A 16879-nucleotide genomic window follows, 5' to 3' on the forward strand; every position below is an offset into this window, starting at 1 on the left:
AAAAGGCTCCTGGTAGGGAGCCTTTCTTGTTTACTGTACATTGCAAAACCTATTCAAAAATAGCTTCTATCTTATTCTGCTGTCTTACTTTAAGCGCAAACTCACCAATGGCGATCAGCAGGAATATATTACCAAACAGCTGCATGTATAATGTAATCTTTTCACTTAGGCTGATGCAAACATCATTTACCTGCACCTGCATAAACACTTCATCATTAAACATAGCGGGCAAAAGCAATACAAGAAATAATGTAAAACTGGCAAAAGCATAGCTTTTAGTCTTATAATACACCTTAAAATCACTCCACAAACTGTGTCTGTATTTATATCCCTGAAGCCCTGTAAAACACAAAATAGTTATACCTATAAATAGACACAAAATATAATCTGAACTATCATAAAAAAATATACCCTGCTCCAGCAGTAACAGATAGGCCGAAAAGCCAAATAGTATATTAAAAATACTCTGATAACTATATGCCCTTTTAGACAGCGTATACCTTAAAGAAATCCCACTACAAATAATCAACAACACCGTTTGCATGCCATCTATAAAAGAATAGGCACTGGCAGACACCCCTGTAAAAGCCTCTAAAGCATCCTGCCTTACAAGGTGTATACCCAACAATAAAATAAGCGCATACAGAATTATTTTCTCTGCATTCTGCAATACATTTTTGCGGGCATCTATCTCGCGGTTTGTATATATAATTTTAGGTTCTATCCCCTCAGTATTGGCACCAATTATCTCTTTTGCAATAACAGTTTTCTGTTCACTAACAGAAATCTTTGTAATAACCCTCATACGATTGACTGATTTAACCACTGCAAAAGTAATTAATTATCAACTTATTTTTAATACTTTAGTTAGTAATCACACTATACAAAACGATAGCACATCGATACCTTGAAACCTATTAAAGACTGTAATTAAGATTGACTGACCAACGATAATTAGCTTCTACCCTGCCCCCTGTAAGATTTTGCGAGATAGGCAGCATGCCATTTACACCTACCGAAAACCGACCTGTTCCTGCTTCTATACCCAGCTTACCAAAAAGGATATCGCCTTTGGTATCGGGAACATCTTCGTTATACTGCCTGTTGGTTTCATACAACTCCCCGGCAAGTCCGGCCTGAGGGACGATCGCAAATTTTGGAGTATCTATCTCGTAAAAAAATGTACCTGAATAGTTAAACTGGTTTCCAAAACGATAATGATCGTTATTTTCGGTCTTCATGGCGTAATTAACCATCGTATTGAGTCCAATCGCTTTATGGCGGATAACGTATTCTGCTGCCATAAGATAATCCCAGCTGCCTGTACCCACCTGAAAGCTTGGGTTTACGCTCCCTTTATTTGCAGCATCGTAAGTACCTGTAGGTGCTTTTACCCCTGCACCTGCCTGAAGCGTATGTATAAAAACAGTGCTGTCTTTATGTGTTTGGTAAACAGTATACAATCCCAACACTGTTATATCTCCTAAACCATTAATTGTTTGCTTTCCTGTAGATAACTTCCTGTTATGGAAATGGTACGGAACCAGCGCAGATACCTGAAAATTTTTAAAAACAGGGATTCTTGCCCATAGCTGAATGGTATTAAAATTTTCATCTATCCAGGGCGAATTATTAAATATGCCATCCCTGCTGGTATAGCTCTGATTGAAATAACGTAAGCCAACAAAGTTCTTGTTCAGCATAGAGCTAAAACCCATACCTCCTCCGCTTGCAGAACAGCCACAAGCATCGCAATCGTCGAGGTATTTCATAAAATTAGGTGGCGGTGTAGCTGCAAACCCAAACTGAAAGGCCAGCAGTACCAGCACTATATATTTTTTCATGTTATGTTTTGTAATAGAATAAGGGGTTTTTGATGAAGTCCTCATCAGTAAGCGTTTTTATAAAAGCGATAATAGCCGTTTTTTCGTCTGCCGAAAGTGCAATACCTAAAACTGCGTTTTGATGCAGCAAAGTATCTAACGTTTCAGAGTCTTTTACTCCTGATGCATAAAAATTAAGCACAGACTCCAGACTCCCGAAGCGTCCATCGTGCATGTAAGGTGCTGTTAATTCTGCATTGCGAAGGCTCGGCACTTTAAACTTATAGCGATCGTAACCAAAACCTGTTACGTTTTGGCGTCCGTAATCATTGAGCAGCGGATTAGCCGGCAGTCCGTTATTGCGGTAGGAATTATCAGTAAACAAATCAGTTGCGTGGCACGAAGCACATTTTTGTGCAAAAAGTTCCATGCCCTGCAATTCCTGTACAGACAAACTGCCTCCCGGTTCGTTACGGACATACTTGTCATATCGCGAATTTGCCGACACCATCATAGTCATGAATTGCCCTAATGCTTTTAAGATATTTCCGGATGTAATATCGGCACCATTAAAAGCCTTTTTAAACATCTGCACATAAGTTTTATCTTTCTGCAGCTTAAGCGCTATGTTTTCAAGTGTTTCGTCCATCTCAAGCGGATTATGAATAGGCACTATAGATAGCATCTCTATGTTATCAGATGCTCCATCATAAAAGTATTCGCCCATAAACATAAGGTTTTGTACCGCCGGGGCGTTACGTGTTCCCTCCTGATCGCGTATACCGTGGCTTAACGCATGCCCATGATGGGTAAATGCATAGCCCTGCTCATGGCAAAACGAACATGATACGGTTCCGTCAGCCGAAAGATTGGCATCATAAAACAGTCTCCTTCCTAGTTCAAAACCTTTTTGAGTTGGATGATTTAAGGATAAATCCTGTACCATTGGTGGAAAATTGGCAGGTACTGTAAATACAAGTTGTTCGTTAATTTCCTGGTATTCTTCCTCTTTATTGCATGATAACAATAGTAATGACGATACCATCATTAGAATAATTTTTCTCATATAATGTGATTATAAAGCCTGAAGCCAACCATATCAGCCTTCAGGCTTATTAAAAATTACTCGTGGTGTGAACCTGTACCGTTATGAACGTGGTCTACTTGAAAAAACTTAAGCGAGTTCGCGGCGATATTAATAAGATTCTGACCTCCCATTATAGCCGATGCATTGCCTGTACCATCAAGGTTATCCTGTAAACGTATTTTAGTATCGCCATCCAGTAATACATTAACGTTTGTTTTGATGTGGATACTTGGCTGCTCGTTTTCACGAACCCTTGCCGTAGTTGGCAGATCCAACGTCACTTCTCTGTAGTTATCGGTAGCCGTGTTGCTGCCCTGATGCACCTGGAATTTCTTTGCATCGGTATTGGCTGCCGATGTAAATGTACCTTCAAAACTGATAAACCTGTATCCTGTAGACCATGTCCATGTAAGGTCGTTAGCTGCTGCTAAATCCCAAAAGCTTTGCTGTGCCGTTTCTCCCTGAAGGTAACGTTGTTTGTCTACCCCTATACCCAAACGTACTTTTTTGTAATCGCCTGCAGGTACGTTTTCAAGATGAACCGTGAACAATTTAGCCTCCTGACTGATAACAAAATAGCTCTCTTCTTTAGGATAAACGAATTCTGAACCGTCTTCTTTTATAAATACAACATTGCTTACAATGTAGCTTAAGCGGTTAATGGTTAGCGTTTCGCTATTTGAGTTTGTGTAGCTGCTACCAAGTATAAGCGCATCGCCTGCAACGCCGTTGTCAAAGAAAAGTTCGGCATCGCCTGTTGTACCTTCTACAATTTTAGATGCATCATCATCATTACTACAAGACACAAAAAGGGCTGTTGCAGCCATTACTGCAGCTATATTTTTAAATTGGAATTTCATTTGATTTATTTATTAAAGTATACGAATTGTTACCCGATAGCCGTTAAGCCACCGGATTGTTTGTTTGCATGAAAAATCGGCGTACATAAAATGCACGGCACGAAATGTTACTTTAAGAAATAAATATGGGAGGGTGAAAAACAGCAGCGGAATTTAAGTGAGAATATAAATTATTATACGCTGTTTCGTTGATTTGAACTATTGGAAAAGCAGTCTGGGAAAAGTTAAAACCTATAACTGTTTCACAAAATAAAACTTCTGCCTGCTGTTGTGCATTTTTCCTTTCAGATTCCTGTTTTTGCTCTTCGGCTGCTTTGGCAAGTTCTTTCATAAGGTGACACTTACCGTTACAGTGCATCTCCGGTTTTGCCTTGTTTTCACAGAGTTCTTTCACGATATAATCATAATTTACAATGTAATCTAAAACAGGCATAACCGGTTTTATAAGCAGCAGTGCGACAATTATGAATATAGCTTTTTTCACACCGCAAAAGTACATACCATTCGGTATAAAAAAAATTTAACACCTATAATTTTTAAACCTTTTGCCTGTCTCAATGTCTAATAGATATAACTTTTAAATTTAAGATTATGAAAATGTGGATTTTAGCAATGACGATGATGGTAGCTGTAGCAGCAAATGCACAAGACAAAAAACACCAGCGCGAGCATTTTACAACAGAACAAAGGGCAGAATTAAAAGCAAAAAAAATGACCCTTGCACTCGACCTTAATGAAAAACAGCAAAAAGAAGTGCAGAAATTGTTTGTCGAAAATGGTAGAACACAAGACGAGTACATAAAGCAGTACAGGGAAAAACAAACCGTAAAAAAGCTTTCTACGGATGAGAAATTTGAAATAAAAAGCAGAATACTGGACAAAAGGATTGCCATGAATAACAACATGAAAAAAATCCTGAATGAGAAACAGTTTGAAAAATATGAGCAAATGAAAGCAAACGAGCATCATAAAGTATTAAAAAGGCTGGAGCTACACAAAAATCATAAGCGAAGATAATGGGAAAGTTGGTCGTTGATACGGGAAAAATGACTACATTTAATACCGTATACAGACTAAACTGTCAACACTTTACCTATGAAAACAACAATTGCCGTTTTAGCTGTAATGCTTTGTTTTGGGCTTACAGCCAATGCTCAGGATAGCACGAACAATTCTAAGCCTGTTGAGCAGAAACAATATTCTGAAGCAGAGAACACATACAGCCGCGCTGCAATAAAGGATGTGGTGACACTCTCTAAACATGTAGAGTTGACTTCGGAGCAAAAAAATAATTTAAAGGAAGTATTTACACAAAAGCACCGCATGTTTGCAAAAAACATGACTGCCGATCGTAAAAAAACACTTTCTCAAAGTCTCGAAGCAAAACTTAAATCATCTTTAGAACCGGAACAGGTTCAAAAGCTTGAAGGCAATAAAGAACTCATGAAAACGCTTACTGAGTAATCAGTGATTAGTGATAAGCAAAAAGCTCCACGTGTTACGTGGAGCTTTTTTATTTTGCATACATATATCGCTATAGTGTTGCCGCTACTTTTCCTATCGCTGCAATTGTAGTGTCAAGGTCTTCATAGCTTAATGCGTCGGTAATAAACCATGTTTCGTAGGCTGATGGCGCAATATAAATACCTTCGTTAAGCAGCCCGTGGAAAAACTTTTTAAAGGTTTCGTTATCGCCTTTTGCAGCCGATTTAAAATCGGTTACAGGGTTAGCATCAAAATGAACAGAGATCATTGATCCTGTTCTGTTTATTGTATAATCGAGCCCTGCTTTATCTAATTTATGACGGATACCTTTTTCCAGGTAAGCTGTTTTTTCAGCCAGCCTGCTAAATATTGCGGCATCAGCATCAAGTGCTTTTAGCATTTCTAATCCCGCAGCCATTGCCAGTGGATTCCCTGATAATGTACCGGCCTGGTATACCGGGCCAAGTGGCGCAAGGTAGTTCATGATCTCGTTACGTGCTGCGAAAGCACCTACCGGAAGGCCTCCCCCTATAACCTTACCAAAAGCTACAATATCTGCTTTTATATTAAAAAGTTCCTGCGCTCCGCCTTTTGCAAGACGGAATCCCGTCATAACCTCATCAAAAATAAGTAACGTACCGTTTGCATCGCAAAGCTGCCTTAAACCTTCTAAAAATCCTTTAGATGGCGGTACGCAACCCATATTTCCTGCAACAGGCTCTACAATAATGGCTGCAATTTCGTTTTGGTTTGCTGCAAATAGTTCGCTTACGTTCTGCAGGTCGTTGTAAGTAGCCAAAAGTGTATCTTTTGCAGTGCCTGCTGTAACACCCGGACTGTTAGGCGAACCAAATGTAACCGCTCCACTTCCTGCCTGTATAAGAAACGAATCTGAATGGCCGTGGTAACAGCCTGCAAATTTTATTATTTTATCGCGCCCTGTAAATCCTCTGGCAAGACGAATGGCACTCATACAAGCCTCTGTACCTGAATTTACAAAACGTATTTTATCAATATTAGGCACCATTGCTACTGCCAGCTTAGCAATCTCTGTTTCCAGTGCTGTAGGCATGCCAAATGATGTTCCTTTTTTTGCCTTTTCTATAACCGCATTTACAACAGGCTCATAGGCATGACCTAAGATCATTGGCCCCCATGAGTTGATATAATCTATGAGCTTGTTGCCATCTTCATCATACAAATAGGCCCCTTTTGCCTCTTTTACAAAAATAGGTGTTCCTCCCACCGATTTAAAAGCACGGACGGGAGAGTTTACGCCGCCGGGAATTACCTGCTCTGCTTCAGCGAACAGCTGGCTGCTTCTTTGATATAACATAATATTTATTTAACTTTTAATACCTGACCGATTGATAATGCATTACTCGACATATCGTTAAGCTGCATTAGCTGGTCTACAGTAAGATTGTGTTTTTTAGAAATAGAGTACATGGTATCGCCTTTTTCTACCGTATAAGTTCCAAACATTGGCGTCTTGGCGGGTGTGGCGGCTACTTGTGGCGTATTTTGTACCGGTTTAGGAGCTGGAGCCGTGTAGGGCTTGTTTAGAACCTCAGCATCATACTTGTCAAGCTCATATCTTTCAATAAGCCCGATAAGCTTATCCGGATATTTAGGGTCTGTAGCATAACCTGCTGCCTTAAGACCTTTCGCCCAGCCTTTATAATCGTCTTTATCTAACTTGAAAAGTGCAGCATACCTCCCTCTCGTAGTAAGAAACAATGAATGATCGTTATATGATTCTGCCGGATCTTTGTATTTCCTGAAACATTCCTGCGCTGAATCATCATCATGGTAAACGCTTTCGCCTGTCCATCCGGTATGGCATTTAATCCCAAAATGGTTATTTGCATTAATACAAAGCGTTCCCCTGCCTGCACCCGATTCTAATACACCCTGTGCAAGCGTAATACTTGCAGGCACACCGTGGTTTCGCATGTTTTGTTTTGCCGTTTCTTTAAAGTCGAGAATGTATGCTTTTACAACCTCAGCATATACAACGGTTTTTGATGTAGCTTCTAATGTTTCACTATTTCGTGTGGAGCTTGAAGCTGTACTTGTTTTAGAATCAACAGTAGTCCTGATGTTAGGTTTTGAAGTTCTGGTTGTCCTGGTTTTGGCTGTACTGTTTCTTGATGTTTTTACGCGCGACTTAGATGTTCCGCAGCTCACCAAAAAGCTCAATAAAACTAAAGCTAGAATTTTTTTAAACATTTTCTCAGGTTTTAATTATGGGTAGTTTCTTTCTTCTCAATTCGTTATTCATGCCTGCAATTCCCTGAAGGCCGCCTGTATGTATCAGCAATATATTGGAGTTTTCAGGAAAATATCCTTTGTTTACCAAATCTATAACGCCAAAAACCATCTTTCCCGTATAAACAGGATCTAAAGGAATACCAGTCTCTTTATAAAAGCCATTTATAAACTGTACCAGTTCTTCTGTTATTTTCCCATAACCTCCAAAATGATAGTCTGTTATCAGCTCCCAGTTTCCCGATGGCACAAATTTACAAATATCCTCAAACAATCCTTCACCTTTCAGGGCAGGAAAACCCATAACCTTTTGGTGCGGCAATGCCGATTTAATAAGTCCAGATACGGTTCCGCCAGTACCTACAGCACAAGCGATGTGTGTAAATTGCGCATCCTCGTCATCCAGAATTTCTTCACAGCCTTTTACGGCAAGCGCATTCGTTCCGCCTTCCGGAACCAGATAAAAATCACCAAATTCAGCAGTAAGCTCTTCGATAAAAGCAGCTTCTGTTTTACGACGGTAATCATTCCTACTAACAAATTTAAAGATCATACCGCAATCGCGGGCAAAGGACAAAGTTGGGTTATCCCCAATTTTATTAACCAGTTCTTCTCCCCTTATTATACCAATTGTAGCGAATCCGTATTCTTTTCCGGCGGCTGCCGCGGCGGCAATATGGTTAGAATAAGCACCACCAAAAGTTAGCAATGCTGTTTTATTTTCTTCTTTTGCTTTAAGGATGTTGTATTTGAGCTTCCTGAATTTATTGCCCGAGATATGAGGGTGCAGCAGATCTTCCCTTTTTATGGTGATTTTTATATTGTGCGGAAGGCTAAAATGTATGGGCTGATTCATAAGCATTGCAGATACTGCAAAGTAAGCATAAAATACAAACACAGCAAAGCCTGAGCCTGTTAAAGCCTTAAAATTAGCCTTTGTAAGCACCACAAATACTGGCAGCAAAAAAATCTTTGTGTTTTAAAATTGCGTAATTTTGCAGGATATATTGTTATTATATGAAAATGGATTGTGAACAGAATAACTGCAGTCCGCTCATTGCACGCATCTCTTTCCATAAAGTGCTTGAAACACTGGAAGAAATTGCGGAATCTGATGTAGACTACCGCTCGGATTATGCCAAAGCACTACTAAGGCATGCCGAACCTTTTCCTGAGCTGCGCGAAGGAATTACAGACCTTTCGCTGCTGGATAAACATGAGAAACTTATAAAAAACCTTCTTGCCGACTTGTTTCCTACGGCACTTACAAAAAATGAGATAAAAGCTGCGGCTATACCTTTCTTTAATTTTACCTTTAACCGTACCGACCGTTTTAACGCTATACTGGAAAGCGCCGGTAACGACTTTGGCATGTCTATACGGGATTTTGAAGACCATGAATTTTATGTTTTTTGCTGCTGCCTTGTATTGAATGGCTATTACGGCTATCATTTTGATTTTAGTAAACCCTTGTTTTATGATATACCCGATAAGGATGGTATCATGAAACATTACCGCATTTTGTACAATGCCGATTTTCTTGAAGTTATCCCTACCGATAAAGCCATACAGCTTACACCGGAAGACATAGACTTACTAATGGATAATTTTGACGACCTGGATTTGTGGAAAGAGAAATTTCCACCGGAAAGCTGGGAAATCAGAGGTTTTGGTATTATTTCTTTGTTTGATGCTACAAGCGAAATTGCTATTTCTAACCTTAAGACCAACCTGCTTACGGGTGATGAATTTAGTGAAATAACCAAAGAGAATTTTGAAGGCATATTCAGGTCTATTTATAAAATACCCGATCTTAAAATAGGTTTTACCGAAGTAAATACAGATGATAACCTGTTTAAGCTTGCCCCTTTTAAAACCATAAAGAGCCATATTCTTAAAGGCGTAAGTGAGATGGACTGCAATACTATGTTTTGCGACAAATCACTTGACAGCCTTATGGAGGGTAAAAAATTCTTCATCATATCGGATGTTGAAGCTTATATCATCAGGAACCCAACCGACAGCGCTTTTGCAGAGCATCTGCTGGCACAGAATATAAAGAGTTGTATTCTGGCACCTATTGTTAAGAATGATAAGCTGCTTGGTTTTATAGAACTTGTTTCTGCAAGGCCAAAAGAGCTGAATACTATAAACGCCAACAAACTTGATTATCTGCTGCCGTTTATTACAGATACTTTAGAACGTTATTATTCTGAACTGCAAAACGAAGTTGATGCTATCATTCAGAATGAATACACAGCTATACACCAAAGTGTTTATTGGAAATTCAGGGATGAGGCATTGCAGCATATAAACAACCGCGATAGTGCCGATCTTGCCTACAAGGAAATTGTATTTAAGGAAGTATATCCTTTATACGGGCAGATCGACATAAAAGGTTCGTCAACAGCTAGAAATGAGTCGATAGAAAAAGACCTTATCCTGCAAACCGACAAGCTTTTATCTGTGTTCAGATTTATCTACCAACAGGAAAAACTTCCTCTTATCCAGCAACACATTTTCGAGTTGGAGAAGACGGAGGAAGAACTTACCAATACACTTAAAGCCGATACAGAGTCGATCGTACAAAGCTATATTGCAAATGAGATACATCCGGTATTAAAGCATTTTGATACTACTAATGATGCTATCCATCAAAAAATAGAAACGTACTTTAAATCGCTTGATTCTAAAGTTAAGATGGTATACGAAAGCCGTAAGGATTTTGACGAGACGCTATCTATGATCAACAAGCAGATGGCAGAGGTACTGGACAGAAAACAGGTAGAAGCACAGGCATTCTTTCCTCACTACTACGAGCGTTTTAAAACAGATGGTGTAGAACATAACCTTTACATAGGTGCTTCTATATCACCCAAGCATCCTTATAGCTCAATATACCTTAGCAACCTGAGGTTATGGCAGCTTCAGTCGATGTGTGAGATGGAGAACGAATATTATAAACTTCGCCCTTCGCTTGCATACGATCTGGATGTAACGTCACTTGTACTGGTATTCAGCTCGCCCATATCTATACGTTTCAGGATGGACGAAAAACGTTTTGATGTAGATGGCACTTACAATGCCCGATACGAAGTTGTTAAGAAACGTATTGATAAATCGAACATAAAAGGCACTACAAAACGTATTACCGAAAAAGGGAAGATTACCATTGTATACTCGCAAAAACAGGAAGAAGCAGAATACAGAAGATACATTCATTACCTGCAGCACAATAATATGCTAGACACCGCTGTAGAAAACTTTGAAGTAGAAGACCTGCAGGGTGTCACCGGGCTTAAAGCGTTACGCGTGGGCATTCTTTACAATAGTGAAGATAAATCCAGCGGAACTTTAAGTTATGACGACCTTCTAAAAGAAATATCACATAAATAAACTCCTTATTTTAGAGCAAAAAGGCAGCCAATTGGCTGCCTTTTTGCTTATATAAATTTGTGTTATACCATTACTTTAAATGCATAGACAAATGCTGCAACGCTGCTTAAAATACCCACAGTAAATATAGCATATGTCATTCGCAGGAGTTTATATTTTCGGTTAAGTACTAACCCCAGGAAATATAGGTCTTTAATCATACTTCCGTATAAATACTCCCTGTCTTTCATCATTTCGTTAACAGCCCACTCATATTCTGCTAAAGGCATCTTATAAAAATTACCAAAGAAAAGCAGGTTTACTTTTCGATCTTCAATATCCTTACGGGTAAACGTTCCGCTGGTAACTTTAGGACGTGTGGAAAGTATCGCAAAAACAATTGATACCACACTAAAAAATATTAGTATAAAGGTAGGCATAACAAGGTGCGCATTACTAGGGCTATCCAGTTTTGGCACCAGTGTACTAAGCGATACTGATATAATAATGGCATTTACAGACAGCAGGATATTTGCCTTACTATCTGCAATTTCGCTTAAGCGCGTATGATTGGTAAGTGTCACCTTAAACATGGTATCTATACCCCTGTCCGGTTTTGTTTCCTTATCCAGTTTTTCTTTCTCCTTCTTTTCTTTTTTTTCCTTCTTAGCCTGATTGTCTTTTACTTCACTCTTCTTTTCGGACTGAAGCTCGTAAATTATATTCTGAAGCCTTGCAATATTGGCTTCTTTAAGTGGTTGCAAAGTCTCCTTGCCATAATCGGAATAAAAACGATGCTCGTGAATAAGCACATTCCTGTTGATAAGCGCCCACTCCAGATCGGTAAACGTTTTTCCCTGGGTAATCTTCCATTCTTCGCGAAGCAATTGCGAAAGGTTACAATAATTCTCATCAGAAAAGTGCGAACAATCAGCATCACGCATTATTTTCTCATCACGCGTCTGTGGCTCGGCACCGAGCTTGGTAACCTTTATTAAATCGGCCACATGCTGTGCATTGGTTGTAGTGTAACCGTTAGCAGTTAAAAATTCAACAGCCATAACACCGCTACGCTCTTCATGGTTTAGCGGTCCTTCAATATATCCGGCATCATGAAACCATGCGGCAAGCACCAGCGCTTCGGTATCATCTTCGCCTACACCCTCTGCTTTTGCTATACTCCGCGCATTGTTTACCACACGTAAAGTATGGTTAAAATTGTGGTAAATATAATCGGGAGATAGTTTATCTTTGAATAAACCAAAAACATGATTTTCGGCTTTTTGAACTAGATTCATAGGGCAGGAATTTAATACAACCAAATTATGAAATTCTTTTGGCGTAACATAATAGTAAAGGCAAATATAAAACTTACAATTTGTCTTTTTATTGCACTATCATTAAATTCATGTGCTACGCACCATGCCCAGTATGGAAAAAGAGCTGCAGCTCCTGTTGCTGCTAACGATACTGTAACCCAAAAAGCCGAACACAAGCTGTTTTTAATAGGCGATGCCGGCTATGCCAACGAACCCAATTCGCAGCAATTATTAAAAGTTGTGGGTGATAAATTAAAAGCATCAGGTAAGAATACTTCACTTTTATATCTTGGCGATAATATATACCCGCTGGGAATGCCTCCTGAAGATGAAGGAGACAAAAGAAACGAAGCAGAGGCATCTCTTAACAGCCAGATAGCCCTTGCTAAGGTTTTTGAAGGAAAAACTCATTTTATCCCCGGAAACCATGACTGGTACTACGGACTTAAAGGACTGGAAGAGCAGGAAAAATATATTAAAGACGCCCTTAACGACAAAAAAGCTTTTTTACCGGGCAAAGGCTGTGGTATTAACGATATTAAAGTAAGCGATAATACCGTGCTTATAGCCATAGACAGCCAATGGTTTATAGAAGATTGGGATAAATCCCCTACTATTAATGATGACTGTACACTAAAAACACGCGATGGGCTTTTTGAAGAATTAGAAAGCCTTTTAAACAAGAATCAGGATAAGACCATATTGCTTGCCATACACCATCCTTTAATGAGCAGTGGCACACATGGCGGACACTTTTCGGCAGCAAAGCAATTATTCCCGTTAAAATATAAAATACCATTGCCGGTAATCGGATCATTTATAAATATCGTTCGCAAAACATCGGGATTCAGTAATCAGGATCTGCAAAACAAAGTATACTCTACACTTTCCAACAGGATAAAAACGTTAATTCAGGATAAAAGCAATGTTATTGTTATTTCCGGGCACGACCACAACCTGCAATACATCTATAAAGATAATATTCACCAGATAATAAGCGGATCGGGCTCTAAAGAAGAAGCTGCAACAGCGATAAACCCTACCGACTTTAGTTATGGGGGTACCGGCTATGCTACGCTTGATATTTACAAAGATGGCAGCACAAAAGTTACTTATTTCTCGGTTAAGAACAGTATCGAAACAAAACTGTTTGAAACCACAATGCTAAACAAGCATGATAAAGTATTTGCGCCTTATGCCGACAGTTTTCCAACCTCTATTACAGCTTCTGTTTACACAGAGCAAATGACTAAAAAAAGTCGTTTCTATAACTTTTTGATGGGCAGGCACTACCGCAAATACTTTAGTATGCCTATTGAGGTTAAAGTAGCCAGCCTGGATACGCTTCACGGAGGTTTGACTCCGGACAGGGCTGGCGGTGGACACCAGTCGAAATCATTGCGCCTATTAGACAAAAACGGTAAAGAGTATGTAATGCGCGGACTTAAAAAGAGTGCTACCCGTTTTTTACAGGCTGTAGCTTTTAAAACCCGTTATGTAGGGGATTCTTTTGAGGGCACTTATGCCGAAGACTTCCTTTTAGATTTTTATACTACAACGCATCCCTATACACCGTTTATTCTTGATGACCTTGCCAAAACTGTAGGTATCTATCATACCAATCCGGAATTATATTATATCCCTAAACAAAATATCCTAAAAGATTATAACGGCGATTTTGGCGACGAGCTTTATATGGTGGAAGAGCGCCCTGTAAAAGAGCATAAAGACCTGGCTTCTTTTGGCAGGCCCGACGATATTGAAGGCACAGATGATGTATTGCTCAACCTGCAAAAAGATAAAAAATACATCATTGACGAAAGGGCTTACATTAAAGCACGTCTTTTTGATATGCTTGTTGGCGATTGGGACAGACACTCTGACCAATGGCGCTGGGCGCGTTTCAATGAAAAAGACAGAGTAATTTACCGCCCCATTCCCCGCGATCGTGACCAGGCTTTCGCCAAATATGACGGCACGCTTTTATCTATCCTTATGAACATTCCTCCGCTTCGCCACATGCGAAGCTACAAAATGGATTTAGATAATGTTAAGTGGTTTAATCGTGAGCCATACCCTCAGGATTTGGCATTAATTACCCAATCGGGTGAAGAGGTTTGGCAAGAAGAGGCTAAAAAATTACAGCAGGAACTTACTGACGAAAGTATAGACAAAGCCTTTGCGGGTTTACCTAAAGAAGTACAAGACAATACAACTGAAGAAATTAAGGCCACATTAAAAAACCGTAGGGAACATATTGGCGAATATGCATCAGAATACCATAAAGTTCTAGCCAAAACAGTGCTTGTTGTAGGCACAGATAAAAAAGAGAAGTTTATTATTACCCGTATGCCTGACGGCGATACAGAGGTAAAAATGTACAGCTATAAAAAAGATGGCACCGAGACTCTGGCCCTGGATAAAAGATACAACCGAAAAGAAACCCGCGAAATATGGATTTATGGCCTTGATGATAATGATACTTTTGAAGTTAAGGGTAAACCGGAAAATGCAATTATGCTGCGTCTTTTGGGAGGCCAGAATAACGATAATTACATTGTAGAAAATGGAAAAAAAGTTAAGGTATACGACTTTAAAAGTAAAGATAACACCTATACCACAGACAATAAAACACAACTGCTGTTAACCGACGATTACGAAACCAATAGCTATGACTACGAGAAACCTGCATATAACGTCTGGGCAGGATATCCATCGATAGGGTATAACCCCGATGATGGCGTAAAAGCCGGTGCTCTGATTAACTATACGGTTAATAATTTCAACAGAAGGCCTTATTCCCGTAAACATGCTATAAAAGCGAACTACTTTTTTGCAACAGATGGCTTTGAACTTGGTTATAATGGCAAATTCATGAACATAGCCAGCAAATGGAATTTCGGACTTGATATATTATTTACAAGTCCTAATTTCAGTATTAACTATTTTGGATACGGTAATGAAACCAAAAATTTTGATGACGATTTGGGTATGGATTATAACAGGGTGAAGCTTCAGGTATTCAGGGTTGCTCCATCATTTTTTAAGCAGGGAAGAAATGGAAGTACAGTAGAGTTTCAGGCACCTTTTGAGACTATTGAAGTAGATGGAACAAGCAACCGTTTTGTAAACCAGCCGGGTGCCATATCTGAAAGCCTTTTGGAACACAGGCAATACGGTGGGTTAAGTGCCAAATACAGCTATGTGAATTTCGATAATAAATCGTTACCCGGTCTGGGCATGAGCCTTAACTTTCTGGCAGGATGGAAAACAAGTTTTGATGAAATAGAGCGTAACTTCCCCTACCTTGAAAGCTTACTGAACATTGTGCATAGGCTTACAGCAGACGATGCTTTAGTATTTAGCACTACTGCTAACGGCAAAGTAATACTTAACGATGGTTATGAGTTTTACCAGGCATCAACCTTAGGTGGCGATGCCGACCTTAGAGGATACAGGCGCGAACGTTTTACAGGAAAACATTCGTTTGTACACAGCAGCGATATAAGACTTACACTTGCCAATTGGAAAAGCAGTTTCCTTCCTATGAAATTTGGCATTTTAGTCGGTTTTGATTATGGCCGCGTATGGGTTAACGATGACAGTTCACGAAAATGGCATACTGCCTACGGTGGCGCGCTATGGCTTAATACTGCAGACGCTGTTACAGCAAAGCTATCCTATTTTCATGGAGATGATGGCGGCCGTGTTGCCTTTAGCTTTTTATTTGGCCTCTAAGCCCGACAAAGTAACTTTATAAAGTCTGCCTCCGGTTTTCTTTTCTCTTTCATCAGCAATTAGCAGGGTGTCGTCATCAGTAAAGGTAAGTCCTTCTTTTTGGGAAACATGCCCGAGATCGTACCTTGTCATTGTTCCGTTTGCAAAGTTGCCGTTCTTAAAATTTGTTATTACAAAAACATTACCACCAGTAAGTAACGCTGCCTTTGTACCATCGGGACTGATATCAGCCGCAGTTACAGCACACTTTTTATAAACGTCGCAGGTAGATAATGAACCTAACAGTTCGGCTTTATGGCTCCCCTTTTTGTTCGGAATTCTGTAGATATTAAATTTACCGTCAAACTTTGCACTCCTGTTTTTCGTGAACAGGTAAAAGTTGCCTTTGTGCTCAAAAAAAGCCTCACAATCATAAATACGATTTGACTTTTTAGGAGGAAACTCGGTTTGATCCGGATAATAAAATGCTATTTTAGAAGTAGCTTCTGCTGTTTTGCTATTCAGGCTGGCTTTATCAACCTTATAGATCGCAAGATCTTTTCTATCATTATCATTGTTACCAAAATCGCCAATATAAAGATTACCTTCTGCATCGCTGGTAAGCTCTTCCCAATCGCGGTTTGCAATATTTGTAATTACTATTTCATCTTTAGATTTGCCATCTTCACCAATCCTGTAAATTTTATTCCTGTTGCCACTATCTTCCAGTGCCCAAAGTGTTTTAGAATGTGATAAGTATTCTAAACCTGATATTTCTTTAAGGTCGGTAGTTGCAATTTCGGTTAGCTGACTGTTGCCTGAACAGGAGATAAAAAAGCTGGCTGATAACGATGCAATAATATATTTTGGGTTCATAGTATCTGTTTTTTGTAAAAGTATAAAGCATTTGCTTACAAATACCTCCTTTTAAGATACTTTTTA

Annotated in this window: 14 protein-coding genes; 4 read left to right on the forward strand and 10 right to left on the reverse strand. The window is 39.4% G+C overall.

Annotated elements, in window-relative coordinates; translation table 11 throughout:
* Window positions 1-49: 49 nt before the first annotated feature.
* From ALW18_06530 to ALW18_06550, 5 genes are all read right to left on the reverse strand, one after another.
* Window positions 50-805, reverse strand: a complete 756-nt coding sequence (locus tag ALW18_06530) for a hypothetical protein (GenBank protein ID AOE52198.1) — start codon at window positions 803-805, stop codon at window positions 50-52.
* 112 nt (window positions 806-917) lie between these two features.
* On the reverse strand, window positions 918-1844 hold the full coding sequence (locus ALW18_06535) for a hypothetical protein (protein ID AOE54331.1): 927 nt from the start codon (window positions 1842-1844) through the stop codon (window positions 918-920).
* A gap of 1 nt (window position 1845) precedes the next feature.
* Complete coding sequence (locus ALW18_06540) at window positions 1846-2889, reverse strand: cytochrome C peroxidase (protein ID AOE52199.1); 1044 nt, start codon at window positions 2887-2889, stop codon at window positions 1846-1848.
* 56 nt (window positions 2890-2945) lie between these two features.
* Window positions 2946-3770: a hypothetical protein gene (locus ALW18_06545; GenBank protein ID AOE52200.1), complete on the reverse strand. Its 825-nt coding sequence runs from the start codon at window positions 3768-3770 to the stop codon at window positions 2946-2948.
* 112 nt (window positions 3771-3882) lie between these two features.
* Window positions 3883-4242 carry a hypothetical protein gene (locus tag ALW18_06550; GenBank protein ID AOE54332.1) on the reverse strand — a complete coding sequence of 120 codons (360 nt, stop codon included), beginning with the start codon at window positions 4240-4242 and terminating at the stop codon, window positions 3883-3885.
* Window positions 4243-4361: 119 nt separating this feature from the next.
* Between ALW18_06550 and ALW18_06555 the strand changes: the two genes are divergently transcribed.
* Both ALW18_06555 and ALW18_06560 read left to right on the forward strand, forming a co-directional pair.
* Window positions 4362-4787, forward strand: coding sequence for a hypothetical protein (locus tag ALW18_06555; GenBank protein AOE52201.1), 426 nt, complete (start codon window positions 4362-4364; stop codon window positions 4785-4787).
* A 78-nt stretch (window positions 4788-4865) separates the two neighbouring features.
* On the forward strand, window positions 4866-5234 hold the full coding sequence (locus ALW18_06560; protein AOE52202.1) for a hypothetical protein: 369 nt from the start codon (window positions 4866-4868) through the stop codon (window positions 5232-5234).
* Window positions 5235-5304: 70 nt separating this feature from the next.
* Here ALW18_06560 and ALW18_06565 read toward each other — a convergent pair whose 3' ends face one another.
* From ALW18_06565 to ALW18_06575, 3 genes are read right to left on the reverse strand one after another with little or no spacing between them, the layout of a single operon-like run.
* Window positions 5305-6591: a glutamate-1-semialdehyde aminotransferase gene (locus ALW18_06565; GenBank protein AOE52203.1), complete on the reverse strand. Its 1287-nt coding sequence runs from the start codon at window positions 6589-6591 to the stop codon at window positions 5305-5307.
* A 5-nt stretch (window positions 6592-6596) separates the two neighbouring features.
* Window positions 6597-7487, reverse strand: coding sequence for a hemagglutinin (locus tag ALW18_06570; protein ID AOE52204.1), 891 nt, complete (start codon window positions 7485-7487; stop codon window positions 6597-6599).
* A gap of 4 nt (window positions 7488-7491) precedes the next feature.
* Window positions 7492-8388, reverse strand: a complete 897-nt coding sequence (locus ALW18_06575; protein ID AOE54333.1) for a 1-aminocyclopropane-1-carboxylate deaminase — start codon at window positions 8386-8388, stop codon at window positions 7492-7494.
* Between the two features lie 161 nt (window positions 8389-8549).
* On the opposite strand from ALW18_06575, the gene ALW18_06580 reads away from it, so the two are divergent.
* Window positions 8550-10922, forward strand: a complete 2373-nt coding sequence (locus tag ALW18_06580) for a hypothetical protein (protein ID AOE54334.1) — start codon at window positions 8550-8552, stop codon at window positions 10920-10922.
* Between the two features lie 62 nt (window positions 10923-10984).
* Here the strand turns inward: ALW18_06580 and ALW18_06585 are convergent, their stop codons facing one another.
* Window positions 10985-12199 (reverse strand): phosphohydrolase, encoded by a 1215-nt coding sequence (locus ALW18_06585; protein ID AOE52205.1) that lies wholly within the window; start codon window positions 12197-12199, stop codon window positions 10985-10987.
* A gap of 27 nt (window positions 12200-12226) precedes the next feature.
* Between ALW18_06585 and ALW18_06590 the strand changes: the two genes are divergently transcribed.
* On the forward strand, window positions 12227-15958 hold the full coding sequence (locus tag ALW18_06590) for a metallophosphoesterase (GenBank protein AOE52206.1): 3732 nt from the start codon (window positions 12227-12229) through the stop codon (window positions 15956-15958).
* Here ALW18_06590 and ALW18_06595 read toward each other — a convergent pair.
* Entirely contained in the window at window positions 15944-16813 is an 870-nt protein-coding gene (locus tag ALW18_06595) for a hypothetical protein (GenBank protein ID AOE52207.1), read from the reverse strand. The genes ALW18_06590 and ALW18_06595 overlap by 15 nt on opposite strands.
* Window positions 16814-16879: the final 66 nt, after the last annotated feature.

It is taken from the genome of Flavobacterium psychrophilum (assembly GCA_001708385.1).
Classification (GTDB): Bacteria; Bacteroidota; Bacteroidia; order Flavobacteriales; family Flavobacteriaceae; genus Flavobacterium; species Flavobacterium psychrophilum_A.